The sequence below is a fragment of the Amycolatopsis sp. WAC 04182 genome, assembly GCF_003947465.1.
GTDB lineage: Bacteria > Actinomycetota > Actinomycetes > Mycobacteriales > Pseudonocardiaceae > Amycolatopsis.
In genome coordinates this window covers 1-23,880 of the sequence record NZ_QHJJ01000007.1, presented here as the reverse complement: position 1 = coordinate 23,880, position 23,880 = coordinate 1, and the positions used below count along the sequence as shown (strand labels likewise).

28 protein-coding genes and 1 tRNA gene are annotated in these 23,880 nt (G+C 68.4%); 16 read left to right on the top strand and 13 right to left on the bottom strand.

The features are described 5' to 3' along the window. Positions 1-63 precede the first annotated feature (63 nt). From DMH01_RS32325 to DMH01_RS32310, 4 genes are all read left to right on the top strand, one after another. Entirely contained in the window at positions 64-2,349 is a 2,286-nt protein-coding gene (locus DMH01_RS32325) for an FdhF/YdeP family oxidoreductase (RefSeq protein WP_199745715.1), read from the top strand. Beyond that, positions 2,346-2,771: a hypothetical protein gene (locus DMH01_RS32320; protein WP_125681497.1), complete on the top strand. Its 426-nt coding sequence runs from the start codon at positions 2,346-2,348 to the stop codon at positions 2,769-2,771. Before DMH01_RS32325 ends, DMH01_RS32320 begins: the two co-directional genes overlap by 4 nt. Beyond that, a complete protein-coding gene (locus tag DMH01_RS32315) occupies positions 2,768-3,355 on the top strand; it encodes a hypothetical protein (RefSeq protein ID WP_125681495.1) in 588 nt (195 codons plus the stop codon). Before DMH01_RS32320 ends, DMH01_RS32315 begins: the two co-directional genes overlap by 4 nt. A 234-nt stretch (positions 3,356-3,589) precedes the next feature. Further along, positions 3,590-4,654, top strand: coding sequence for an FUSC family protein (locus DMH01_RS32310; protein ID WP_125681492.1), 1,065 nt, complete (start codon positions 3,590-3,592; stop codon positions 4,652-4,654). Here DMH01_RS32310 and DMH01_RS32305 read toward each other — a convergent pair. The 3 genes from DMH01_RS32305 to DMH01_RS32295 form a co-directional block, all read right to left on the bottom strand. Then, positions 4,616-5,842 (bottom strand): CdaR family transcriptional regulator, encoded by a 1,227-nt coding sequence (locus DMH01_RS32305; protein ID WP_125681490.1) that lies wholly within the window; start codon positions 5,840-5,842, stop codon positions 4,616-4,618. The two genes, DMH01_RS32310 and DMH01_RS32305, sit on opposite strands and share 39 nt — an antisense overlap. 107 nt (positions 5,843-5,949) lie before the next feature. Further along, positions 5,950-6,189, bottom strand: a complete 240-nt coding sequence (locus DMH01_RS32300) for a hypothetical protein (RefSeq protein WP_125681488.1) — start codon at positions 6,187-6,189, stop codon at positions 5,950-5,952. A 541-nt stretch (positions 6,190-6,730) separates the two neighbouring features. Beyond that, positions 6,731-6,807, bottom strand: a tRNA-Leu gene (locus DMH01_RS32295). A 172-nt stretch (positions 6,808-6,979) separates the two neighbouring features. Here DMH01_RS32295 and DMH01_RS32290 point away from each other — a divergent pair. Further along, positions 6,980-7,591, top strand: a complete 612-nt coding sequence (locus DMH01_RS32290) for an ANTAR domain-containing response regulator (RefSeq protein WP_005157321.1) — start codon at positions 6,980-6,982, stop codon at positions 7,589-7,591. Positions 7,592-7,642: 51 nt separating this feature from the next. Here the strand turns inward: DMH01_RS32290 and DMH01_RS32285 are convergent, their stop codons facing one another. After that, entirely contained in the window at positions 7,643-8,848 is a 1,206-nt protein-coding gene (locus DMH01_RS32285; RefSeq protein WP_125681486.1) for an alkaline phosphatase, read from the bottom strand. Between the two features lie 247 nt (positions 8,849-9,095). Between DMH01_RS32285 and DMH01_RS32280 the strand changes: the two genes are divergently transcribed. Genes DMH01_RS32280 through DMH01_RS32265 form a run of 5 tightly spaced genes read left to right on the top strand, consistent with a single transcriptional unit; the run spans position 9,096 to position 11,257 of the window. Beyond that, positions 9,096-9,560, top strand: a complete 465-nt coding sequence (locus DMH01_RS32280) for an Asp23/Gls24 family envelope stress response protein (RefSeq protein ID WP_125681484.1) — start codon at positions 9,096-9,098, stop codon at positions 9,558-9,560. A gap of 41 nt (positions 9,561-9,601) precedes the next feature. Beyond that, positions 9,602-9,778 (top strand): hypothetical protein, encoded by a 177-nt coding sequence (locus DMH01_RS43100; RefSeq protein ID WP_005154991.1) that lies wholly within the window; start codon positions 9,602-9,604, stop codon positions 9,776-9,778. A gap of 5 nt (positions 9,779-9,783) precedes the next feature. After that, entirely contained in the window at positions 9,784-10,170 is a 387-nt protein-coding gene (locus DMH01_RS32275) for an Asp23/Gls24 family envelope stress response protein (protein WP_125681482.1), read from the top strand. Further along, a complete protein-coding gene (locus DMH01_RS32270) occupies positions 10,167-10,694 on the top strand; it encodes a DUF6286 domain-containing protein (RefSeq protein WP_125681480.1) in 528 nt (175 codons plus the stop codon). The genes DMH01_RS32275 and DMH01_RS32270 overlap by 4 nt, the downstream gene beginning before the upstream one ends. Then, positions 10,691-11,257, top strand: coding sequence for an alkaline shock response membrane anchor protein AmaP (locus DMH01_RS32265; protein WP_125681478.1), 567 nt, complete (start codon positions 10,691-10,693; stop codon positions 11,255-11,257). The genes DMH01_RS32270 and DMH01_RS32265 overlap by 4 nt, the downstream gene beginning before the upstream one ends. A 4-nt stretch (positions 11,258-11,261) precedes the next feature. Here the strand turns inward: DMH01_RS32265 and DMH01_RS32260 are convergent, their stop codons facing one another. From DMH01_RS32260 to DMH01_RS32250, 3 genes are all read right to left on the bottom strand, one after another. Further along, positions 11,262-11,984, bottom strand: coding sequence for an anti-sigma factor domain-containing protein (locus DMH01_RS32260; protein ID WP_125681476.1), 723 nt, complete (start codon positions 11,982-11,984; stop codon positions 11,262-11,264). Then, positions 11,981-12,577 (bottom strand): ECF RNA polymerase sigma factor SigK, encoded by a 597-nt coding sequence (gene sigK / locus DMH01_RS32255; protein ID WP_125681474.1) that lies wholly within the window; start codon positions 12,575-12,577, stop codon positions 11,981-11,983. Before sigK ends, DMH01_RS32260 begins: the two co-directional genes overlap by 4 nt. Before the next feature lie 93 nt (positions 12,578-12,670). Further along, positions 12,671-13,138, bottom strand: coding sequence for a MarR family winged helix-turn-helix transcriptional regulator (locus DMH01_RS32250; RefSeq protein WP_125681472.1), 468 nt, complete (start codon positions 13,136-13,138; stop codon positions 12,671-12,673). An 88-nt stretch (positions 13,139-13,226) separates the two neighbouring features. Between DMH01_RS32250 and DMH01_RS32245 the strand changes: the two genes are divergently transcribed. Then, positions 13,227-14,333 (top strand): cytochrome P450, encoded by a 1,107-nt coding sequence (locus DMH01_RS32245; RefSeq protein WP_125681470.1) that lies wholly within the window; start codon positions 13,227-13,229, stop codon positions 14,331-14,333. Between the two features lie 46 nt (positions 14,334-14,379). On the opposite strand, the gene DMH01_RS32240 is transcribed toward DMH01_RS32245, so the two are convergent. From DMH01_RS32240 to DMH01_RS32230, 3 genes are all read right to left on the bottom strand, one after another. After that, positions 14,380-14,586 (bottom strand): CsbD family protein, encoded by a 207-nt coding sequence (locus DMH01_RS32240; protein ID WP_034320799.1) that lies wholly within the window; start codon positions 14,584-14,586, stop codon positions 14,380-14,382. Between the two features lie 98 nt (positions 14,587-14,684). After that, complete coding sequence (locus DMH01_RS32235; protein ID WP_125681468.1) at positions 14,685-15,569, bottom strand: alpha/beta fold hydrolase; 885 nt, start codon at positions 15,567-15,569, stop codon at positions 14,685-14,687. Further along, on the bottom strand, positions 15,569-16,069 hold the full coding sequence (locus DMH01_RS32230) for an ATP-binding protein (RefSeq protein WP_125682430.1): 501 nt from the start codon (positions 16,067-16,069) through the stop codon (positions 15,569-15,571). The genes DMH01_RS32235 and DMH01_RS32230 overlap by 1 nt, the downstream gene beginning before the upstream one ends. A gap of 148 nt (positions 16,070-16,217) precedes the next feature. On the opposite strand from DMH01_RS32230, the gene DMH01_RS32225 reads away from it, so the two are divergent. Next, the gene (locus DMH01_RS32225) at positions 16,218-16,829 is read left to right on the top strand and encodes a LysE family translocator (RefSeq protein WP_125681466.1); all 612 of its coding nucleotides are present in this window, start codon (positions 16,218-16,220) and stop codon (positions 16,827-16,829) included. 11 nt (positions 16,830-16,840) lie between these two features. Continuing rightward, positions 16,841-17,479, top strand: coding sequence for a B3/4 domain-containing protein (locus tag DMH01_RS32220; protein WP_125681464.1), 639 nt, complete (start codon positions 16,841-16,843; stop codon positions 17,477-17,479). Here DMH01_RS32220 and DMH01_RS32215 read toward each other — a convergent pair. Together DMH01_RS32215 and DMH01_RS32210 are read right to left on the bottom strand one after the other, a co-directional pair. Next, a complete protein-coding gene (locus tag DMH01_RS32215; protein ID WP_125681463.1) occupies positions 17,466-18,407 on the bottom strand; it encodes a Ku protein in 942 nt (313 codons plus the stop codon). The two genes, DMH01_RS32220 and DMH01_RS32215, sit on opposite strands and share 14 nt — an antisense overlap. A 58-nt stretch (positions 18,408-18,465) precedes the next feature. Next, positions 18,466-18,744 (bottom strand): YggT family protein, encoded by a 279-nt coding sequence (locus tag DMH01_RS32210; protein WP_125681461.1) that lies wholly within the window; start codon positions 18,742-18,744, stop codon positions 18,466-18,468. Between the two features lie 432 nt (positions 18,745-19,176). Here DMH01_RS32210 and DMH01_RS32205 point away from each other — a divergent pair, with 432 nt between their 5' ends. From DMH01_RS32205 to DMH01_RS32200, 3 genes are all read left to right on the top strand, one after another. Continuing rightward, positions 19,177-22,083, top strand: a complete 2,907-nt coding sequence (locus DMH01_RS32205; RefSeq protein WP_125681459.1) for a BTAD domain-containing putative transcriptional regulator — start codon at positions 19,177-19,179, stop codon at positions 22,081-22,083. An 81-nt stretch (positions 22,084-22,164) separates the two neighbouring features. Beyond that, the gene (locus DMH01_RS43580; RefSeq protein ID WP_255432121.1) at positions 22,165-22,287 is read left to right on the top strand and encodes a hypothetical protein; all 123 of its coding nucleotides are present in this window, start codon (positions 22,165-22,167) and stop codon (positions 22,285-22,287) included. A 53-nt stretch (positions 22,288-22,340) separates the two neighbouring features. Next, positions 22,341-23,414: a SagB/ThcOx family dehydrogenase gene (locus tag DMH01_RS32200; RefSeq protein WP_125681457.1), complete on the top strand. Its 1,074-nt coding sequence runs from the start codon at positions 22,341-22,343 to the stop codon at positions 23,412-23,414. A 104-nt stretch (positions 23,415-23,518) separates the two neighbouring features. Here DMH01_RS32200 and DMH01_RS32195 read toward each other — a convergent pair. After that, the coding region (locus tag DMH01_RS32195) for an HNH endonuclease signature motif containing protein (protein ID WP_148106600.1) at positions 23,519-23,880 on the bottom strand (362 nt) is incomplete at its 5' end.

Below are 23,880 nucleotides of genomic sequence, written 5' to 3'. Positions count from 1 at the left end.
TGCCCGAATGCGCCTCTCGTGCTTGAATCAGAACCGGAACGAAGGCATGCCGAGAGGATGACGGTGACAGAGCGACACGGGGACGGACCGGACGGACGCAAGCCGGAGTTCAAGCCCTACCACCATCCGGCCGCGGGCTGGGGCGCGGCGAAGAGCGTGACCAAGTTCCTCGTACAGGAAAAGGAGCTGGTGGCGGGCCCGCAGGCGATCCTGCGGATGAATCACGAGAACGGCGGCTTCGACTGTCCTGGCTGCGCGTGGCCCGACGACACCAAGGGCCTCCATCTGGACATCTGCGAGAACGGGATCAAGCACGTCGCCTGGGAGATGACCCGGAAACGAGTCGGCCCGGAATTGTTCGCCGAGCACACGGTGTCCGAACTCCGGAAATGGAGTGACACCGAACTCGAGGCACACGGCAGGCTGACCGAACCGATGCGCTATGACGCCGGAATTGATCGATATGTCCCAATTTCCTGGCAGGAAGCGTTCGACCTCGTCGGCCGCACACTGCGCGATTTGGATTCACCGGATCAGGCGGCGTTCTACACCTCCGGCAGGCTCGGCAACGAGGCCACGTTCCTGTACCAGCTGTGGGTGCGGGAGTACGGCACGAACAACCTCCCCGACTGCTCGAACATGTGTCACGAGGCGAGCGGGAGGGCGCTGCAGGCCGCGATCGGCACCGGCAAGGGAACCGTCGACATCCACGACTGGGAGGAGGCCGACGCGCTGTTCATCCTCGGGGTCAACGCCGCCTCGAACGCGCCGCGCATGCTCACCGCGCTGGCCGAGGCCTACCGCCGGGGCGCGCAGATCGTGCACGTCAATCCCCTGGTCGAGGCGGGAGCGACCCGCACGATCATCCCGCACGACTTCGCGAGGATGGCCACCTTCCGCGCCACCCCGACCTCGACCCTGAACCTGCAGCCGCGGATCGGCGGCGACATGGCGCTCCTGCGCGGGATGGCGAAAGCCCTGCTGGAGATGGCCGAGACCGACCCGGCGGCACTCGACACCGCGTTCCTCGCGGCGTACACGTCCGGCTTCGAGGAGTACCGCGCCGCCTGCCAGGAGATCTCGTGGCACGAACTGGAGCGGCAGTCGGGCCTGACCGAGTCCCAGATCCGCGCCGCGGCCGGGGTCTACCGCTCGGCCGAGCGCTCGATCATCAGCTGGTGCCTCGGCGTGACCCAGCACGAACACGGTGTGGACACCGTGCGCGAGATCGTGAACCTGCTGCTGTTGCGGGGCAACCTCGGCCGCCCGGGTGCCGGGCCCTCGCCGGTACGCGGGCACAGCAACGTCCAGGGCAACCGCACGTGCGGCATCGACCATCGCCCGTCCGCCGACTTCCTCGACCGGCTCGCCGAGGTCTGCGGGATCACGCCGCCGCGGCACCACGGGCTCGACACCGTGAACACGATCGAGGCGATGCATCGCGGTGATGTGAAGGTGTTCGTCGGCATGGGCGGCAACTTCGTGCTCGCCGCCCCGGACACGCCCTACACCGCGGCCGGGCTGGCCAAGTGCGAACTGACCGTGCAGGTCAGCACGAAGCTCAACCGCAGCCATCTCGAACACGGGAAGCAGGCCCTCATCCTGCCCTGCCTCGGCCGCACGGAACGAGACCTCCAGGCGGCGGGGCCGCAGGCCACGTCGGTCGAGGACGCGATGAGCATGGTGCACCTCTCGGTCGGCAAGCGGACGCCGGCGTCGCCGTATCTGCTGTCCGAGCCCGCGATCATCGCCGGGATGGCCCGCGCGACCCTGCCGGACAGCGCGACGCCGTGGGAGGACTACGTCGGCGACTACGACCGCATCCGCGACACGATGTCGCGAGCGCTGGACGGATTCGAAGACTTCAACGAACGGGTGCGGCAGCCGCTCGGGTTCCGGCTTCACCAGGCGGCACGCGAGCGGGTCTTCCACACGCCGTCGGGCAGGGCGGAGTTCTCCACCGCGGACGTTCCCGACGTGGTCCCCGCCCCGGGGACACTCGCGCTCGGCACGATGCGGTCGCACGATCAGTGGAACACCACGATCTACTCCGACAACGACCGCTACCGCGGCATCAAGAACCTGCGCACGCTGATCTTCCTGAACTCCGCGGACATGCTCGACCGAGGTCTGTCCGAATTCGACCCGGTCGACATCACGAGCACCGCCAAGGACGGCACCACCCGCTCGCTCAAGGGCTACCTCGCGGTGCCGTACGACATCCCGCCCGGCTGCGCCGCCGGGTACATGCCGGAGATGAACGTGTTGTGCGCGATCGGCGACTACAGCACCCAGAGCGATCAGCCGCTGATGAAGCATCTGAAGGTGACGGTCGAGCGTTCCAGGTGAGACCTGCTGTCCGCGGCACCGACGACACCGAGGAACTTCCATTGACCGCGCTTTCCCTCGATCTGCTCCGCCTGGACGACATCCGCCAATACGAGGTCAGCGCGCGAGCCCACTCGGGATTCCCGTTGAGCAGCAAGGAGTTCGCGGGCGAAGCGAACGACCAGGAGTGGAAGTTCTACGTCCACAGCACCGACACCACGGTCGCGCTACGGGCGCGGCTGGCGATGGAAACCCCGGACGCGAGCTACGTCGTGGACGCCGTCGTGCGCTACCGCTCCGCGACACCGTTCACCGCTGAACCGCCCGTCCTGCAGGACTTCCTGAACGACGAAGCGATGCCGACGCTGTACCCGTTCATCCGCGAGGCACTGCACGAATCGGGGCGCAAGATCCGTGCCGAAGCGAGGTTTCCCAGGACATGAACGACGACGAACCACCGCAGAGACAAATCGAAACACTGGCCACCTCGACCAGATCTCTGCGCAGCGAGCTGGACCGGATGCGAGAAATCAACTTGCGCTTGCGGCGGCAACTGTCGACCAGAAATACGGGATTGCCTGCCGACGAGGAAGAAAACAGGCACATGCACCTGTCTCTTCGGTTCACGAACCTCTTGCAACAGTCCTGCCGTCGGCTGGTCGCGATCTCGCTCGCCGGCACAGGCGAACCTGCCGACGCCGAGCGGATCGCCATCGAACTGAGCCGGGTGGTCAGGATCCTGCTCTCCGAATCGGCATCGCCTGCCGGATTGTGCCGTCACCTGGGCCTGGACCCCGGCACCTATGGGCCCGACATCGGTGAACTCCTCGTTCAGATCGCCGCCGTCGCCGGCAGGCTGCCGAACGCACAGTGGGACTTCCAAGCGACCATCGGCGCACCACTCGACGCCCGACGGCAACAACCCTGGGAAGCCTGCGACCCCTGGGCACCGGTGAAGTTCGTCGTGACCCCTTCCTGGCGATCCGCCCACTGCGTTCACATCAGGCAGACCGTCTTCACCGACTGAACCTGTCACCGGAAACAAAGATCTTTGTAGACGATATTCATCCCTGTGGATTTTCCTATACTGACACGATGTCCAACAAAACACCGCACGAAGAAGAAATCGAAAAAGAGGAAGAGCGAAGCGAGGAAGAGAAAAGCCGGCTCGAAGAGGACGAGGAACGACGGCTCCGCTGACAGTCCTTCCCGGCATTCCCGAAGGAGAAGCACGATATCGCCTCGGTCGGCTCTCGCTCGCATGTCGGCGCGCGTGGGCCCCGCACCGGATGACTGGTCGCACGCGTGCCGGGTCGCGATCGGATTGCTCATCCCCGGGCTGGCCCTGGTGGTCCTCGGATATCCGGAGCTGATCATCTATGCCGTGTTCGGCTCCTTCACCGGGATGTACGGCCGGACCGGCACTCGCCGCTCCAGGCTGCGTCACCAGGCGCAAGCCGGAGCGGTCCTGTCGACCGCGGTGGGGATCGGGTCGTTCCTGTCCGGAAACCAGGCACAGCCATGGATCCTGGTCTCCACCGTGACCGCTTTCGCCTTCGTCGGTGCCCTCGTGACGACCCGGCTCGACCTCAGCCCGCGCGGTCCCTTCTTCGGCATCTTCGCGCTCGGCGCCACGGCCACGGTTCCGGCGCGGGTCCCACCCTTGGCCGCGTTGTCGATCTGTGCGGGCACCGTGGTGTTCTCCGTCCTCATTGGACTCACCGCGGCCGGACGTGCCCAGGGACCGATCGCCGCGCGCTGCCTCCGCGGCTGGTGCGGCAGGGGACGGCAACTGTCGTGCTCGTCCGTCCACGCCCTCCGATACGCAGTCGCCGTCGTGGCCGCAGGCGCCGCCGGCCTGCTGCTGGGTGTCGACCATGCCAACTGGGCGATGGCTTCCGCCGCGGTGCCGCTGGCGGTGGCGGACACCCGCAGCCTTCTTCACCCCGGCATCGGCAGCGTCGTCCACCGAAGCCTGCACCGCGTCGGAGGGACTCTGGCCGGACTGGTCGTCACCGCCGGGCTGCTCCAACTGCATCTCGGCACCACGTCACTCGCCGTCGTCGTGATGGTGCTGCTGTTCCCGACCGAGCTGTTCATGGCGCGGCACTACGGCCTGGCGTTGGGCTTCTTCACCCCGCTGATCATGGTGATGACCGAATTGGCCTCCCCCGCCGAGCCCGCGACGCTGCTCACCGCACGGCTCGTCGACACCTTGATCGGCGTCGCCGCCGGGATCGCGGCCTCGGTCGTCGTTCGCGGGCCGTGCCGATCGGCCGGCGACGAGCTAAGGCTCGCCGGTCCCCGCCGACGACCCGTCGGCTGATCCACCACGGGCGGGATCGAGGCTCAGAGCCTGCACCGCGGTCACCAGTTCCGCCAGGTCACGCGGGTCGGTCAGCGACTTGCCGGTCAGCTCCCGGATCCGGCGCAACCGATACCGGACGGTGTTGGCGTGACAGTGCAGGACACGTCCGGCCCCGTCCGTCGAGCCGCCCTGATCGAAGTAGGCACGCAACGTCTCGAGCAGGACGTCGCGCTCCTCCGATGGCAGGTCGAGCACCGCACCGAAGACCTCGGCGGCCAGGCGGCGTCCCTCGTCCGGGTCGTAAGCGACGAACGCAGCAAGAGGACTGGAACCGAACGCGCGCACAGCGGGCTGTCCAGGCGGCAGACCGGCGAGCGCCGTCCGGGCGAGATGCAGCGCCCGCGGCGTCTCGGTCAACGACCGGTACAGCGGACTCACCCCGGTACGAGCCACCGCGACGTCCTTCACGATCGACATCATCGTGTCGCGTTGCTCATCACGGACCGAGATCACTCCGGCCTGCATCGTGGGAGTCAGCTGCCAGGCCGAGACCATCCCGACCTCGGCGAGCCGCTGCTCGACACCGAGCAGGCTCTCCTCAGCCAGGCCCCGGGTCTCCGCGGCCACCACGGCCAGCTGCCCGTCCACGGCCAGGCCGAGTAACCGCCCGGCCTCCCACGCGCCGGCGTCGAACACCCGCTGACCGGTGAACAGCGCCGCGGCCAAAGCAGACCGGCGCCGATGCTGCGCGATCAGCAACTCCGCGCTGGCCGCCCGATAGGCCTCGGTCAGCCGCACGGCGTGCTCGTCGGCGACCCGCCACAAGAGGCTCGCCACGTCGACGAGGCCGTCGGCCGCGTCCGGCCGGGTCATGTCCCTGACATGCTCGACCAGCAGGTCCCAGAGCATCGCGCAGCCGATCCGGTACACCTGCAATACCTCCGGCAACGGCGCCCCCTGGCGTGCGCGACGGCGACCCGTCTCGCCCGGCGCCGCCTCCTCGATCGACCTGGCCGAGTCGCCCAGCGCGCCGACCATGAACCGCAGGTTCACCGCGATCGACCGATGCAGGTCGGCACGCGGCACGATCTTCTCGTCCCCATACAGGTCGATGCGCTCGCACACCGCCGCGAACACCTCGTCGATCAGTCGTGACAACCGGCTCTCGGCCCACGCGACGAGTTCAGCGAACGCCGGGTCACTCATCGAAGCTTCCCGTCACCATCGCCAACCCCTCATCACCGAGCTCGTCATCACCGTGATGACAACCGTATTGCGCAATCCGAACGCGCGCCTCCCGGCATCCTGCCGACTCACCCACGCCGAGCCGGAAGGCGGAATCCGAGTTCGAGACCCGCGAGATGGTCCGTCACCCCGGCCGCCAGACGTACTGCCGCGTAGTTGAGGGAAAACCCGGCGCGCAGCCGCTCAAAGCGAGCAACCGCGTACGACCTCGGCGACAGGAACCAGCGCCGCGCCAAGGCATCGTCAGCGAACGAATCCAGCCCCGGCAAGGGTGGGTCCGTCGGCCGTCGAACGAGATAGCGCGTCATGCCGACCTCCTCACCCGCATTTCGCCACACACGATTCTCGGAGGTCAAGACCGATCTTGGTCAGGTCGCGAGTTCCCTTTGCTTTTTGTGGCACAGCATCAACAATTCTGTTCACGGTGACATCGCGAACAAGCCGTTCACCCGTCCTGAAAATTGCGATCAGGTTGCCACCACCAGAGGACCGAATGTGCTCGGCCCATTCCGGAAGGTCGTACACCGCATTCATCGCTGTGTCGGTGCCTCCTGCCACGATCGGGCTGAGCCGAGCGACCGTGCCGCTCGCGATCGCATGACAGAGCGGGGCGGCCGTTTACAGTTCCGGCCCATGTCGGAGGTCGAACGCGCGCGGGCGATCTGCGGATCTCCGGGGGTACGGGCGGTACATCTGCAGCACTGCCCGAGCGGAGGCGGCGGGGCCGTACCTTCAAGCGCTGTTCGAAGCCGTCCAGCTCGCCATCATGGTCCACGACGGCGGCGAACACGCGACAATCACGATCAAGCTCCCGGCGCAGCGCGCCGGTTCGGCTTGTGAGGTTCCTGTTGGTGCCCCCGGTGAGATTCGAACTCACACTGGACGGGTTTTGAATCCGTTGCCTCTGCCAGTTGGGCTACGGGGGCGATGCCTGGTGAACTTTACGGGATCACGGGAGCGCGCCGTTCGCCGGGCCCGGAGTGTGACGACCGTCTGACGTGGTGAACGCCATCTAGCCGTCTGGATCGTTCCCGGTAGGCTTCAGGTTCGCGGACAGACCGCGAGCCGAACTGCCCGACGACCTTCAGGAGGACCCCGGTGACCGAGCAGGCTGCCGAGGCCAATGGTGCCGTCGCCGCACCCCAGCGGCGGGTGCTCGTGGCCGAAGATGAGGCCCTCATCCGTCTGGATCTCGTCGAGATGCTCCGTGAAGAGGGTTATGAGGTGGTCGGTGAGGCCGGGGATGGCGAGCAGGCCATCAACCTGGCCACCGAGTTGAAGCCCGACCTGGTGATTCTCGACGTCAAGATGCCCAAGCTCGACGGTATCGAGGCCGCTTCCAAGATCACCGGCGACCGGATCGCGCCGGTCGTCATCCTGACCGCGTTCAGCCAGCGCGACCTCGTCGAGCGGGCCAGGGACGCGGGCACGATGGCGTACCTGGTCAAGCCGTTCGCCAAGCGTGACCTGGTGCCGGCCATCGAGCTGGCCGTGAGCCGGTTCGCCGAGCTCCAGGCGCTCGAGTCCGAGGTCGCGGGCCTCACGGACCGGCTCGAGACGCGCAAGGTGATCGACCGCGCCAAGGGGTTGCTGATGAGCCGTCAGGGGCTCACCGAGCCGGACGCGTTCCGCTGGATACAGCGCACCGCGATGGACCGCCGGACCACGATGAAGGCGGTCGCCGAGGCTGTCGTCGAAAGCATCGGCTGACCGAAACGCCCGTGAAGGCCACCTCCGTCGCCGGAGGTGGCCTTTTCCGGTTCAGAGGCCGCTTGCCGCCCGCATCACCCGGTGGACGTCGGTGTTCTCGACCGTGCCACCCAAACGGGTGGAGCCGGGGCCTTCGGCAGTGACCGGGGTGTCGGAGCCGGTGTGGTCGTGGGTCGTCCAGTCCACTGTGAACCGCAGCTTCGAACCCGGGACGTCGAACGGACCGTCCTGGTCAGGGTCGGTGTCGGAGGCGTCGTAGTTCTCGATGGCCAGCCCACCGGTCTCGTGGTCGCCGCCGATGATCACGAGGGTGTCGGGATGCGCGCGGACGAACCGCATGACCTCGGCGACGGTGGCGTCGAGCGCGCGGCCCGCGTCGATCACGCCGTGCGCGTTGTTCTCGTGCGACATCCCGTCGGTTCCTTCTTCCTCCAGGAACAGGAAGAAGCCGCGCGGGTTCTGGGAAAGAGTGTCCAGGGCCTTGCGCGCCATCTGCTGGAGCGGCACCCGCGGCGCGTATTTCCCGACGTCGTCCGGGCCGTAGTCGACCATGTCCTCGTTCGCGAACAGGCCGAGGATCCGGTTCGCCCGCGTGTTCCGCAGTTCGTCGCCGTCACGCACGTAGGTGTAGCCCGTTCGCTGTGCGCGTTCGACCAGGTTGCCGTACGGGCTGCGGCTCTCCTCCCCCGGTTTGTCCGGCCAGAGCCCGGGATTCCCCTTCGGATACCACCAGTCCTCGCCGCCGCCGAGCAGAACGTCCGGGCGGCTGTTCTCGATGTACTGCTTCGCGATGTCGCTCTGCGAGTCCCGGCTGGGGACGTGCGCCGCGAAGGCCGCGGGCGACGCGCCGGTCACCTGCGCGGTCGTCACCAGGCCGGTCGACTTCCCCGCCCGCTTCGCCCGTTCGAGGATCGTCTCCAGCGGGCGCCCGTGGGAATCCACGCCGACGGCGCCGTTGCGCGTCTTGTGCCCGGCCGCGAGGGCGGTGGCCGCGGCGGCCGAGTCGGTGACGATCTCGTCGGGGTCGGCCGAGGACGTCCGCACGAGGCCGGTGACCGCGAGCCCGTCCATCGCCAGCCTGCCGTTCTTGCCCTTGAGCGCCAGGCGAAGCAGGTCACGCTGGCCGAGGCCGAGACCGTCCCCCTGGATGTAGATGATGTTGCGTGCCGAGCGCGCCGCTGTCGTGTCCGCGACGGCGGCCGAACCACCGCACAGGACCACCAGAACCGTCGCCGCCGCCAGACCACGTCCGCGCATATCGCCTCCGTTAGTTAGGAACCTTTCCTAACAGAGAAGTCACGCGAAGGCCAGGGGTCCGCTCAGCCGCGCTGAAAGGACGGCGCCGTCGTCGGCCGCGGGGATTAGGCCGAAAGACATACCCACGATCGGTGAGATCCAGACCACACGATCGGGTCGTGACGATCTTCGCGCGGCTGGGTCTATGGAGTGTGGAAGCGAAGAACTTCCACCGCAGGCAACGGAATCCGAACCCGAGGAGATCGCGATGACGAACACCGCCACCACCGCCAAGCCGAACTCGAACTCCACCGCCCCGGCCGAGAACGGCGCGCTCGTCTCCACGCAGGGCGTCACCACGATCGCCGACACCGTCGTGCAGAAGGTCGCGGGCCTCGCGACCCGCGAGATCACCGGTGTCCACGCGCTGGGCGGCGGCGCCGTGCGGGCGTTCAACGCGCTGCGCGAGCGCATCCCGGGCGCCACCGCGTCCGCCGGGCAGGGCGTCTCCGTCGAGGTCGGCGAACGCCAGGCCGCGGTCGATCTGCAGATCGTCGTCGAATACGGCGTCGCGATCGCGGATCTGGCCAAATCGGTGCGCCGCAACGTGATCGGCGCGGTCGAGCAGATGACCGGGCTCGAGGTCGTCGAGGTCAACATCAACGTGTCCGACGTGCACATCCCCGGCGACGACGACACCGACGAAAGCACCGAATCCACCCGCGTCCAGTGACCATCGGCGCCGGTTCGCGCCCGACCACAAGGAGAACGTTCATGAACGCCACCCATCTCGGCCTGCTGACCGGTCTCGTGCTCGGCGTGGCCGGCGCGTTCGGCGGCTTCGGCGCCTTCCTCGTCGTGCTCGTGCTCGCCGTCCTCGGCCTGCTGGTCGGCCGGTTCCTCGACGGCAAGCTCGACCTTTCGGCCCTGGCGGGCCGCGACAGGGGCTGATCGCCATGACGACCATGACCGCCGCCGAGCCCGGAACGGACGGGCGCGGCGCCCTGACCGTGGCCGACGGCGCCGTCGAGCGGATCGCCACACGGGCGATCACCGAACTCGACGGCGTCGGCGGCGCGGCCTCCCGGGTGCTCGGGATCGCGGTCGGCGGTGAAGACCTCGACCAGGGCGCCAAGGTGAGCGCGCACGTCAGCGGATCGACGGCCACTTTGGACGTCCGGCTCTCGGTGAAGTACCCGCTTTCCGTGCGCGCCACCGCCGAAAGGGCGCGAGAGCACCTGATCCGCCGCGTGGGCGAACTGTCGGGCCTCGCCGTCACGCGGGTCGACATCACCGTCACGGCCCTGCATTCCACGGAGACCGAAACGAGGAGGGTCCGATGAAACGGCGCCCCCGCCGCACCGTCCCGGCCGTGCTGGTCGGCATCGTGGTGCTCGCCGGATGCGCGCTGGCCGCCACCGTCGCGGTCCAGACGATCATCGGCGAGAAACCGTGGATCAGCTACGACGCCGTCGCGTCCGCCTTGCACGGCACCCGATGGAGTGATCCGCTTCCCGCGATCGCGGGCGGCGTGGTCGCACTCCTCGGCCTGCTGCTCCTCGTGGCCGCGATCGTGCCGGGACGGCCCACCGTGCTGCCGCTCGAAAGCGGCACGGATTCCGGGGCCTCCCGGCGCGGTTACCGGTCGACGCTGCGTACCGCGGCGTCCACTGTGGATGGTGTCTCGGCGGCGAAGCTGAAGGTCAAGCGGAGCAAGATCGTCTCGGTGGTCACCACCGGGCGGACGAACACCGCGGGCCTCGCCGACGCCGTCCGCGCGGCCATCGAGCACCGCCTCTCCCAGATCGGCCCCGCCTCCGTCCCGGCCGTGCGGGTCCGCGTCAAGGCCACCAGGAGCGCGTCATGACCGACCTCAACCGCCCCGCCCGGCTGAACCGCACCCTGCTGGTGCTGACCGGGATCGTGTTGCTCGCCGCCGGCGGGTTCGCCGTCGGCACCCATTTCGGCAGGATCCCGCTGCTCGATCCGGGCGCCCCGCTCGTTCCCGGCACCGCCATGCCACCCGGATGGGTCTGGTACGCCGTCGCCGGGGCCGCGGTGGTGGCCGGACTGCTGGCGCTGCGCTGGCTCGTCGCGCAGCCCGTCCGCAAACCGAAGTCCCACACCTGGCGCTTCGGCCAGGAGACCGGTGAAACCACGCTGGCCGCGAGCACCGCGGTGGAACCGTTCGCCGCGGAGGTCGCGACCTATCCCGGCGTCCACGCCGCGCACGCCACGCTCGGCGGCTCCCAGGACGCGCCGGTGCTGGCCGTGGTGCTGAGCGCCGAACAGGACGGCGATCTGGCCGCCATCCGTGACCGGATCACCACCGAGGGCCTGCCGAGGCTGCGTCAGGCGTTGGATCTCGGCGAGCTTCCGATGACCATCGAGTTCCGTTTCTCCGCGAAGGCCGGATCCCGCGTTCAGTGACCCGCTAGACCAAATCGACCATGACCACCGCCGGAACCGTCGGGGCGGGCGAGCCTCCGGCGGGTTCCGCGGTGATGCCGACCCGGTCGATCCCGCCCGGCAGGTCCGCGAGCACCGGATGGGTCCGATGTGGACCGTCCGGCGCCAGCAGGCCCGCCGAATGCGCGCCGCTCGCCCCGATGAGCCAGACCTGATACGCCTTGCCGGGCGCCAACGGCGGGAGGTCACCGGCCAGTACGACGAGCTTGCCCTTGCCGCGTGAGGTCACGACCGTGGTGGTGCCGCGTTCGGCACCCTTGACCGTCGAGGCAGTCGAGGCATCGGGTGCGGTGAGCACGGCGTTCACCGAGGCCAGCTGCTGCTGGGCGGGGTCGGCTCCCGGATCGGTGGTCGTGGTGACCAAGCTGAACACCAGCGCTCCGACGGCGGCCGCCGCGGCACCCCAGAGGGCGACCCGCGTCTTCACCGGGCCACCTCGACGCGCGACAGCGACCAGCGGAGGCCATTGACGGGTGTGGGCGACCTCCGTGAGCGTCGCTTCCCGCAGCCTCGGCGGTGGCGGGGTGGCGAGCGCCGCCCCCAGACGCGCGGCGGCTTCCCGGAGCTCCCGCACCTCCTGGCCGCACGCGGAGCACCCCCGCAGGTGCCGTTCGAAGGCCGCGGCCTCCTCCTCCGGGACGGCGTCCACGGCGTAGGCACCGGTCAGTGTGTGCAGCTCCGCAGTCATTGCCCGACCCCCAAGCAGTCGCGCAGCCGGATCAGGCCGTCGCGGATGCGGGTCTTCACCGTGCCGGGCGCGGTCTTGAGCACCTCCGCGACCTCCGGGTACGTGTAGCCGTTGTAGTAGGCCAGCACGACCGATTCCCGTTGCAGGTCGGTCAACGCGGACAGGCACTGGCGCACCCGTTGCTGCTCCAGGTTGCTGATCGTCGACTCGGCGACCTCGTCGAACGGGCGGCGGAAGTCGAGCCGTCCCGCGCGATCGTCCCGGTCGAGCGCGGCCTGATGCGAACGCACCCGGTCCACCGCCCGCCGGTGCGCGATCGTGAGCACCCAGGCCAGCGTGCTCCCCTTGCCCGGGGTGAACCGGGCGGCCGTCCGCCACACCTCCACCAGGACCTCTTGGGTGACCTCCTCGGCGAACGTGCCGTTGCGGACGACCCTGTTCACCACTCCCCACACCGGTCCCGCCACGACGTCGTACAGAGCGGCGAACGCCTGTTCGTCACCTGCCGCGACCCGTTGCATCAAACTCGCCTCGGCGGGCACCGCTCCGGTGCCGCCGCTTCCGCGCGGACTCGCCCGCACTCCCTCGACCATCAAGCCGCCTCCACCTCACCCGACGCCCGGCTACGCGGTTCCGTGGCGTCCGGGAGGGATTCGGTGCCGAGTGCGGATCGGACTGGTCCGGAGTCACCCCTGTTCTTCGAGCACGTCGTCCATTGTGGACTTCAGATGCCGCAGGAAGGCCTCGAACCGTTCGATCTCTTCCGCCGGGTACTCCGCCACCAGCGCCGCGAGCCCGGCGCTGAACGGGCCGAAGAACTCACGCGCGGGCCCCTGGATGTCCGGGCCGCTGCGCAGGGTCACCCGCCGCCGGTCGCTGTTCTCCCTGGTCCGCACCACGTAACCGAGGTTTTCCAGCCGGTTCAGCAAGTTCGTGGTCGCGCCGGAGGTCAGCGCGATGCGTTCGCCGAGCCGGGCCGGGGACAACGGCGAGCCGGTGTCTTCGGCGTAGAGGATCTCCACCAGCGCGGCGGCGTCGGTGGCGTGCAGGCCGAGCCAGTCCGCGAAACGCCGGGTGAACTCGGTGTAGCTCGCCCCGAAGCTCCGGAGGCCGTCCAGCAGCGACGCGCTCCGCGCCGCGACGTCGTCCTCCATCACCCCTCCTCGGATCCGTGCGCTTTGACAACCTACCGGCTCCGAATATACCTTCATGGTGAAGCTACTTTTACATGAAGGAGTTTTTGTGCTCCCCGATCCGTTCGCCGCGACGACCCGCGGCATCACCGAACCCGACCCTGTCCGCCCCGCGCTGCGGGCCGCCGGCCCTCTCGTCGAAGTGGCCGCCCCCGAAGGCGGAAGCGCGTGGATAGTGACCGAGGAGAAGCTGGCCCGCGAGGTCTTGGCGGACCCGCGCTTCGCGAAGGATCCCGCGCTCGCCCCCGAGGGCTGGACCAGGCTCGAACAGACCGCCGCCGAACAGCCGTCCCTCACCACACTGGACGGCCCCGACCACGCGCTCTTGCGGCGTGCGCACGCCCCTTTGCTGAGCGCCAAACGGATCCAGGCGCAATCCGAGCGGATCCATCAGATCGCACGAACCCTGCTGACGGACCTCGGCGGCGGCCCGGTCGATCTCATGGACGGGTTCTCCACCCGGTTCCCGCTCACCGTGCTGCTCGACCTGCTCGGCATCCCGCTCCACCTGCTCGACGTCGCCGTCGACGCGTGCCGTCGCATGTCCGACCCCGAACCGGGCGCCCAGGGCAAGGCCATCGCCGCGATCGCGGATCTCGCCGCCGCGGGGCTGACCCCGAACCGGAAAGGGCTCGCGACGGAACTACGCGACAACCTGCCGCCTGAAACGTCCGAAGAGGACCTCCGGTATCACCTGTTCGCGTTGATCTTCGCCGGGCAGCTGACCACCGACGCCTCGATCGGCTTCCTCGTCTCGCGGCTCCTGAACGGGGACACCACCCCGGAAAGTCACCTGGTCCGGGAAACCCTCCGGGTGCATCCGCCCGCACCGTTCACGCTCTGGCGGTTCACGACCTCGGAGGTCGATCTCGCCGGGATCCGGCTCCCCGCCAAGGCCCCGGTGCTCGTCGACATCCAGGGCATCAACACCGACCCGGCCAGGAAACCGGGCCCGGACCTGACCTTCGGCGCGGGCCCGCATTTCTGCGTCGGCGCCCAGCTCGCGCAGCTCGAACTGCGGGCGGTGGCGGCGGTTCTGCGCACGGACTTCCCCGAAGCCCGGCTCGCCGTGCCCTACGGCGAACTCCGGCAGACGTTCCTCGGCGGCATCCAGGGAACGCGGCTCACGAGCCTGCCGGTGGTCCTGCACGAATGAAAAACGGGCCGGGGCGCGGAAACCCGCCGCCCCGGCCCGGAAAGCACTACTTCTTGAAGGTGTCGCGGAGTTTGTCCGCCGCGTCACCGACGGCGTCCTTCACGTTTTCGACCGCGCCCTTGAGACCGGCCTTCGCCTGGTCCGCCTGACCTTCCGCGCGCAATTCGTCGTTGCCGGTGGCGTCGCCGGCGGCCTCCTTGGCCTTACCGCCGAACTCCTCGGCCTTGTTGCTGATCTTGTCGCCCAACGACATCGGGTCCTCCTCCGTCCGTGGCGCCCGGATCGTGCGCCTTACGTCCGAAGGACCACCGAAGATCAGGATTCGTCACGCACACGGACGGGTGATCGTCCTCACCGGAGCAGAGACGCCACCGCGGCCGCGAACGCTTCAGGAGCCTCCTGGGGGACATTGTGGCCCACCCCCGGCAGCACCCGATGCTCGTACGGCCCGGTGAAGTACTCGCGGTCGCCCTCCGCGCTCGGGCCGCCGATGCCGTCGTCCCCGCTTTCCAGCACCACCGTCGGCACCGTGATGGCCGGCTCCTGCGCGATCAGGTCTTCGATCGCCTGATACCGCGGATCTCCTTCCACCAGGCCGAAGCGGTGCCGATAGGAGTGGATGACGACGTCGACGAAGTCCGGGTTGTGGAGGCTGGGAGCGCTGGCCGGGAACGCCTCGTCCGCGCCGGTCCAGGTCGGCGACCAGGTGCGCCACAACAAGGCGCACAGCTCGTCGCGGTTCTCCGCAAGCCCACGCCTGCCGCGCTCGGAGTGGAAGTAGAACTGATACCAGTAAGTGCGTTCCCATTCCGGCGGCGCGGGTTCCCCCGCGTAGGCGAGATTCTGGACGTTGTAGCCGTCCACCGAGACCAGCCCGCGCACGCGCTCGGGCCGGAGCGCCGCCGCGATGCACGCCGCGCGGCCGCCCCAGTCGTATCCCGCGACGACGGCCTTCTCCAGCCCCAGCGCGTCCATGAAGTCGAGCAGGTCCTGCGCCAGGGCGGCCTGCTGTCCGGAGCGGAGTGTCGCCTTGTCGAGGAAATGCGTGCCACCGAACCCCCGGAGATACGGGACGTACACGGAGGCGCCGTCCGCCGCGAGGAGCGTGGCGACCTCGTCGTAGGCCCGCACGTCGTACGGAAAGCCGTGGAGCAGGACCACCGGCGGCCCGCCCGCTTCACCGGAATGTTCGTACTCGATCTCCAGCACCGGCGTGGTGACGCGCTTCGTGGCCATCAACCGGACCAGCCGCTCAACCGGGTCAAAAGCCGTTCCAGGACTTCCGGATCGGCGCCGACGGGCTCGCCGGAGACGGGTTCGTCCACCAGGGTGCGGCGATCGCCCCGCCTCGGCAGCTGGACCTGCCCTGCCGACAGGCCACCGGGCAGCGGCAGCTCGCACCAGAAGGTCACGCCGCGGGTCTCGCTCGGCGCCACCCCGGTCCGCTCACCCGGCGCGGGCGTCGGCACGGGGAGCCCGTCCAGCTCGTGGTCGACTTCGATGACCAGCACGTCCGACCGCAGGCGCAAGCGCAGGGTCAGGAAGGGCGGCTCCTTCGGATCGGCCGCGTCGACCAGCGTGCCCACCAATCTGGCCGCGGCGGTCTTCGCCTGATCGAGCAACGGCCGCAAGGACCAATCCGACAGGATGAGACGGACGAAGAGCTCGGAGCACAACACGGCATTCGGTTGTGCCACCAGCCGGAGGTCGTCCATCTGGGAAGTGCGCGCGCTCAAACCAAGGCCTTCCTCGTCGACGTGCGAGCGTGCATCATGCCACTCCATCCGGTGAACCCTTCACGCCGCCTCACGCAAGCCTTTGGTCCTGTGCGGTCACTCGGCTTTGGCCCTGTCCATCGGACCAAAAAGCGCGCACAGTGAACCCGTGAGCATCGCCTTCCTGATCACCACGCTGGTCGTGGTCGCCACGCCCGGCACCGGCGTGGTCTATACCCTCTCCGCCGGGCTGGCCCGAGGGAGACGCGCGAGCGTCATCGCCGCGACGGCGTGCACGCTCGGCATCGTCCCGCATATGCTCGCCGCGATCACCGGCCTCGCGGCGCTGCTGCACGCGAGCGCGGTGGCGTTCGAGATCATCAAGTACCTCGGCGTCGCCTACCTGCTCTACATGGCGTGGGCGACACTTAAGGACCGGGACGCGATCGTCGTGGACGGTGCTCCCGAACCCGCGTCGACCCTGCGGACGATCACCTCCGGCGTGCTGATCAACGTCCTGAACCCGAAGCTGACCTTGTTCTTCTTCGCGTTCCTGCCGCAGTTCGTCCCGGCGGGAGAGCCCGGTTCGATCCCTCGGATGCTGCTGCTGAGCGGGGTGTTCATGCTGGCGACCTTCGTGGTGTTCAGCGTGTACGGCGTCCTCGCCGCCGGCGTGCGGCACCACGTCCTTTCCCGGCCGCGCGTACTCGCCTGGCTCCGGCGGATCTTCGCCGGTTCCTTCGCCGCGCTCGGCGTCAAACTCGCGTTCACCACCCAGTAGACAGGTTCAGCATGCGACTCCAGCACCACCCGGAAATCCGCGCCGCCCACCCCGGCCTCGCCGTCGGCACGCTGCGGGCCACCGGTATCACCGCGGAAATGCCGGTCGACCTCGAGAAGTTCCTCGCGCGGGCGACGCGGCGGCTCGCGGACGGGCCCGAATCGGAATTCCCCGAGATCCAGGCCTGGCGGCGGGCGTTCGCCAAGATGGGCCTGAAGCCGACGCAGTACCGCTGCGCGTCCGAGTCACTGCTGCGCAGGCTGCGGAAAGAAGGCACACTCCCCCGGATCCACCCGGTGATCGATCTCTGCAACGCGGTTTCGGTCGCCTACGCCATCCCGGTCGCGGTGCTCGACGTCGCGAAGATCAGCGGCTCGCTGGAGGTCCGCCACGCGCGGGGCGACGAGAAGTACGTGACCTTCGCCGGCACGGTCGAGCAGCCGAACCCCGGCGAGGTGATCTTCGCCGACGAGGACGGGCAAGCCCACGCGAGGCGGTGGACGAACCGGCAGAGCGGGCACTCCGCGGTCTCCGCCACGACGTCCGACGTGCTGATCGTTTCCGAAGGGCTGCACGCGACGGCGGCCGAGGACGTCCGGCTGCTGATCGAGGCCATCGCGAGCGAGCTGGCTGTCGTCACGAAGCCTTGAGCGCCTTCTCCAGGCCGGCGCGGGTCATCTTCGAACGCCCCTTGATGTTGCGCTCCCGTGCCAGCTTGTCCAGATCCGCCTTCGACAGCGAGGACAGGTCTTTCGCGGCAGCCTTCTTCGCGGGCGGCTTCTTCGCTCCGGACTTCTTCTTGGCCTTCCCGCTCTCCACGCTCTTCGAAAGCGCCTCGAACAGGTCGACGACCTTCGTCGGCTCACCGGGTTCGGTCGCGGGCGTGATGGTGTCGCCCTTCTTCTTGGCCTTGATCAGCTCCCGCACGCGGTCGGTGTAGGTGTCGCGGTAGTCCTCGGGCCGCCAGTCGTCGCTCATCGCGTCGATCAGGCTGACGGCCATGTCGAGTTCCTTGCCGCGCGCCTTCGCCTTGCCCGGCAGGTCCGGCAGCTGCTCGGCGGGATCCCGCAGGTCGGCGGCGAAATGCAGGGTGTTGAGCACCATCACCCCGTCCCCGGAGCGGACCAGCGCCAGGTACTCGCGGCCGCGCATGACGAACTTGGCGATCCCGGCCTTGCCCGACGAATCCATCGCCTCGAGCAGCAACGCGTACGGACGCTCGAACTCGTCCTTCGCGGGCGCGAGCCAATACGTCTTGTCGAAGAACATCGGGTCGATGGCGTCCAGCTCGACGAAGCTCTCGATGTCGAGCGACTTCGACCGGCCGGGCGCGATCTCGTCGAGTTCCTCGGGTTCGACGACCACGTACTCGCCGTTGTCGAGCTCGTAACCCTTGACGATGTCCTCGTAGCCGACTTCCTTGCCGGTGCGCTCGTTCACCCGCCGGTACCGGATGCGGTCCTCGGTTCCGCGCTGGAACTGGCGGAAGTGCACCGTATGGTCCTCGACCGCGCTGTACAGCCGGACCGGGACCGTCACCAGACCGAGCGAAAGCGAACCGCTCCAGACCGGACGCATGGGCACACTCCTCTCCTCCAGCGGGCTGGTACCCGGAATCGCGCCGGATCACACCTGGTCAGAGGCTGAACGCAAGGGACTGCAGGAGGACGACCCCGAGGAACACGAGGGTGAAGGCGAGGTCGAATGCGACCCCGCCCGCCCGCACCGGGCGCACCACGCGGCGGACCGGCGCCAGCACGGGCTCGGTCAGCCGATGGGCGATCCCGCGGGCACGGAAGGCCCAGCCGGGCGGACGGGTGGCGAGGGTGACGACCCAGTCGAGCACCATCCGGACGATGAGCACGATCAGGAACAGGGTGAGCAGGTAGCCCAGCAGATCACCTAGAGCACTCATGACGGCACACTCCTCTTTGGTCCAGTGTGCCGCGCTTTGCTGGGAGCAACCTGTGACAGCAAGAAAGGGCTACCAGGGCGGTTGGCCACCCCCAGTACGAAGGCCAACCGCCGCGGAGCCCCTACACACGGTTCGGCGCGCTGCCCCGTCGCGCCGACCCGCCAGCTGATGTCTTCAGCTTTCCAAGGCCCTGCATCGGAATTACATCGGCTCTCCACCGCCCGGCATCCGCGCAGTTCAGGGGCGGCCGGGCGTAGAATCGAACCGGTTTCAGGGCAGGCCCGAGCGCGCCCGTTAGGCCGAATGCCGTACGGCGTGCCCCGCGTCGATCTGGCTGGAGGCCGAAGCGGTGGGTTAGGGTGCCGATCAGCCGGCGAACGGACTGGAGGTAGTGCGTGAGCACGCTCACGGTCTCGGACGACATAGTCGCATATGACCGCTGATCGTTTACCCGATTCGGCGGGATCGCATCTCGGCCGGCCATCCCAGCTCAGCTTCTCCGTTCTCGGCCCGCTCGAAGCCGAAGTCGACGGCGTTCCCGTCCGGCTGGGCGGACGCCGTGAACAGCGTCTGCTCGCCGCGCTGCTGATCAACGCGGGCAGGCTGGTCCCGGTGTCGTATCTGATCGGCACGATGTGGCCGGAGAATCCGCCGAAGACCGCGGTCCGCCAGGTCAGCAACGCGATCGCGCGGCTGCGGCACGACCTCGGCGTGGCCCGGTCCGCCGTGGTCACCACCGGCTCGGCGTACCGCGTCGTCATCAGCAGCGCCTCGCTCGACTCCGTCCGCTTCGAAGCGGACTACAACCAGGGCGCCGAACTCCTGTCGGCCGGGCTGATCTCCCAGGCGGCCGTCAAGCTGGCGGACGCGCTCTCGCTCTGGCGAGGCCCTGCGTTCGACGGTCTCGAAGGCGACGCCATCGAGCAGACGGCGCGACGGCTCGACGAAGAACGCCTTGCCGCCTGCGAGCTCTTGATCGGCGCCAGGCTCCGGCTCGGCGAAACCGAAGCGGCGGCTCGCGAGGCCTTCGACCTCGCCGCCTGGCATCCCACGCGCGAGACCCTGCAGTGCCTCACCATGCTGGCGCTCTACCGGGCGGGCCGCGGCGCCGACGCGCTCCGGACGTTCGACCGGACCAGGATCGCGCTCGCCGAGGAGCTCGGCGTCGACCCGAGTGCCGAACTGAGCACGCTCCACCAGCAGATCCTGCGCGCCGACGCCGAGCTGATGACGGACGGCGCCCTCGTCCGGTACGGCGTCGGCGGGCTCCGGAACGGGATGGACACCGGCGGACGACGCGAGGACGCGGACGCGCAGAAGGCGCTGTTCCCCCGCCCCGCGCAGCTTCCCGCGGACCTCCCCGCGTTCGGCGGCCGCGCCGCGGAACTGCGGACCGTCCTCGAAATCGGCCAGGCAGGCTCCTCTGCGGGGCCGAGGCTGATCGCGATCGACGGGATGCCCGGTGTCGGCAAGACCGCGCTGGCCGTCCACGCGGCGCACCGGCTCGCGCCGCTGTTCCCCGACGGGCAGCTCTTCGTGAACCTCGAAGGGTTCTCGCCCGCGGGCGACCCGGTCGATCCGGGGGCCGCGCTCGAGGCGCTGCTGCGGTCGCTGGGCATCCAGGGTTCGGACATCCCGGCCGCGACCGACCAGCGCGCGGCGCTCTTCCGGAGCTGCCTCGCCGGCAAACGCGTGCTTTTGGTGCTGGACAACGCCATCGGGGCGGCGCAGGTGAACCCGCTGCTGCCCGGTTCGGCGAGTTGCTGCGTGCTGATCACCAGCCGCACCCGGCTCGTGGACCTCGACGGCGCCGAACTGCTCTCGCTGGAACCGTTCAGCCGGGCCGACGCCGTGGACCTGCTCGGCCGGATCGTCGGGCCCTCGCGGTTGCGGCGGGAATCCCCGGACGCGGCCGACCAGGTCGCGAGCCTGTGCGGTGACCTCCCGCTCGCGCTGGCCGTCACGGCGAGCAGGCTCCGCGCGCGGGCGTCGTGGACGCTCGACTTCGTCGCCAGGCAGCTGCGCGACGAACGGAACCGGTTCGGCGAGCTCACCGCCGGCGAACGCGACGTCGCGGGCGCGTTCCGGGTGTCCTATCTGAACTTGACCGAGACCGAACGCCGGGTGTTCCGCCGGCTGAGCCATCATCCCGGCGCCGCTTTCGATCTCCACTCGACGGCGGCCCTGGCGGAAGTGAACCTCGGCGAGGCCCGCCGCCTCGCCGAACGCCTCGTCGACGTGAACCTCCTGCGCCAGCCGTCGATGGACCGGTACGAGATGCACGACCTGCTCCGCAGCTACGGTCGTGAGCTCCTCCTCGCCGAAGAGCCCGAGCACCAGCGCGAGGCGATGATGCGGCGGCTGTTCGACTACTACCGCAGCACCGTCGCGGCCGCGATGGAGTTCATCGACCCGGACTCCGAAGACGAGCCGGGCGGCCGCGAGGTCCCGAAGAGCGAGTTCGGACAGTCCTTCGCCGACTACGACCAGGCGGCGCACTGGATGGACGCGCAATGGCAGAACGTGCTGCCGGTGGCCGTCGCGATGAACAACCACCAGCAGTACTCCGACCTCGTGCCCTTCTGTTCGGCGGTGTGGCGCTACTTCGACAACCGCGGCTACTACCGGCAGGCCAGGGAGCTGGAGACCCTCGCCCTGTCCGCGGCGCGGGTGACCGGGAACGTGGTGCTCGAGTACCAGGCCCTGCACATGTACGCGTTGACCCTGTGGCGGCTCAACGAGTTCACCGAAGCGAACCGGCTGTTCAACGAGGTGTTCGAACTGGCCGCGACCACCGGCGACATCCGGATGCAGTGCCGGGCCAGGGGCAACTCGGGGGTCACCCACTGGCTCAAGGGCGAATCGGACCAGGCGATCGAACACCTCGGCTGGGTCCGCGAGACCGCCCATGCCCACGGCAGCGTGCTCATCGAAGCCCGCGCCAGGCACCGCATCGGGCTGATCCACACCGAGAACAGGCGCTATCCCGAAGCCGCCCGGGAACTCGACCAGGCACTGAGACTCGCCAAGGAGAACGAATCACCCGATCTCGAGGCGGAATGCTTTCTCGCCCTCGGTATCAATTCGCGCGGACTCGGCGACGGCGCGCTCGCGGTCAGCCAGTTGACGACCGCGGTGGAAGTGCTGGAATCGACCGGGAATCGCAGCATGCTGCCCATCGCCCACAAGGAGATGGCGTTCGCGTTCGACATTCTCGGTGATCGACTGAATGCGGACCGTCATCGCCGCTTCGCATTACGCATCTACACCGATCTCGGCATTTCGGAAGCCCCCGAGGTACGCGAACTCAAACAGCGCCTGAACGATTACTCCGCGTAATTATCAGTTCTGCTCCGGTACTCTGTTGGCGTAGGTATATTCCCTTGACCGGAGTAACCGCTCACGGAGAGGATCGGCGGCATGCACGATGAAGACGACGACGAGTTCTTGTACGAGCTCGAAGCGGAGTACAAGGCGCAGAGCACCTGGGGCGGGTTCGAACCGCCTCCGCACGGCGGGCCTCCTTTCCGCTCGCGACGCTGAATGACCGGACGTATTCGGAAAGTATTACTGGGGACTGGGGCACAAGACATTCGATGCTGGTCAGGGTTTCCTCGTGCGGAACGCTTTATTGGTCCGATGGTGACGTCGTCTGGGACGATCACCTCGGCCATCGCCAGCTGAAACTCGCCGAAGGAACAGAACGCGTCCTGCGCTGGTTCAGTTCTTGGCGAGAACCGGAATCGGTCCGCGCCGCGGACGAGAATCCCGAGATCGGGGAAAGGCTCGTCCGTATCGCGCGAGCGATGATCCGGTACGACGTGCTGGTGGTCAAAGGTTCTTCCCGGCAACAACGGGAAGAAGAGATCCTCCGGGATTGGGGCCCTTGGGGAACGTCCGCACGGGCGTTTCACTTCGGCACCCGCTCCTTGCGGGAGACCGAGTTCACGACCAGCGAAATGACGGCGAAAACCTTGCTGGAGAAGGCGAAGGCCAGCCCTCCGCCTTCTCCGGTGAGGCCTTCCGGCGAGCACGACGCGCTAGCGCTGCCCGAACCGTCACCGGAACCTTTGAACGCGATCGCCTTGGGCGACGCGCTGAACCAACGCAGAAGCGTCCGCGAGTTCGGCGAAGACCCCTTGCGGCTGCGCGATTTGAGCGCACTCCTCACGTCGGCCCGGCCGACGAGACCCGAAACGCACTCCGACATCCCCGCCACCGGGAATGTCTTCAAGACGAGCCCGTCGGGCGGAGCCAGGCATCCGACAGAGGTGTACGTCTACGCGAGGAACGTCGAGGACCTGGATCAGGGTGTCTACCACTACAACGGTTTCCGGCACTCCCTCACGCCGCTGGACGGCAAGATCGACGACGACGAACTGGTCGCGCTCGCCGGCGACCAGCAGTGGACCCGGAACGCCGGCGCGCTGCTGATCTACACCAGCGTCATCGAGCGGAACCAATGGAAGTACCCGGTGAGCCGCACCTATCGGGTCCTGCTGATGGACGTCGGTCACCTGAGCCAGACGGTGTACCTGCTGGCGACCGCGCTGGGACTGAACGTCACGTTCACCGCGGCGCTTCGCGACGAACTGGTCGAAGATCTCCTCGGCTGCGACCCAGCCAACGAACTGGTGCTGGGCATGTCGGTGGTGGGCACTCGTTTGTGAGTGCGTGAAGGGCTTTGCCGTTTTTCGGCGATAGTGCTGGGCTGCACGGCCACCTAGCGAGAGCTGCTCACGCGGCCGAGCCGTGGCCGAATTTCGGCGACGACTCAGAACGGTGGTTCCTCGGTGCGGGGTTCGTGCAGTGGCGGTGGCGAGCTGTCGTAGCTGTGCCCCGTAGGTGTCGTGATGGTGAGGGTGCCGTCGGCGGCCAGCCGATAGACCCAGCCGGGTTCGTCTTTCAAACGGTGGTCGCGGCGGCACAGATCGACCAGCTCGGTGTCGGCGGTGTGGCCACCGTGCTGCCACGGCACCGAATGGTCGAGGTCGCAGGCTTGGGCGACACGGTGGCAGCCGGGTCTTCGGCATTCCCGGTCCCGGACCCGCACGAACTCGCCCAGTCCGGCGGTGGGCCGGTAGCGGTCGCGGCCGAGGTCGAGGACTTGTCCGGAGAGTGGGTCGGTGATGATCC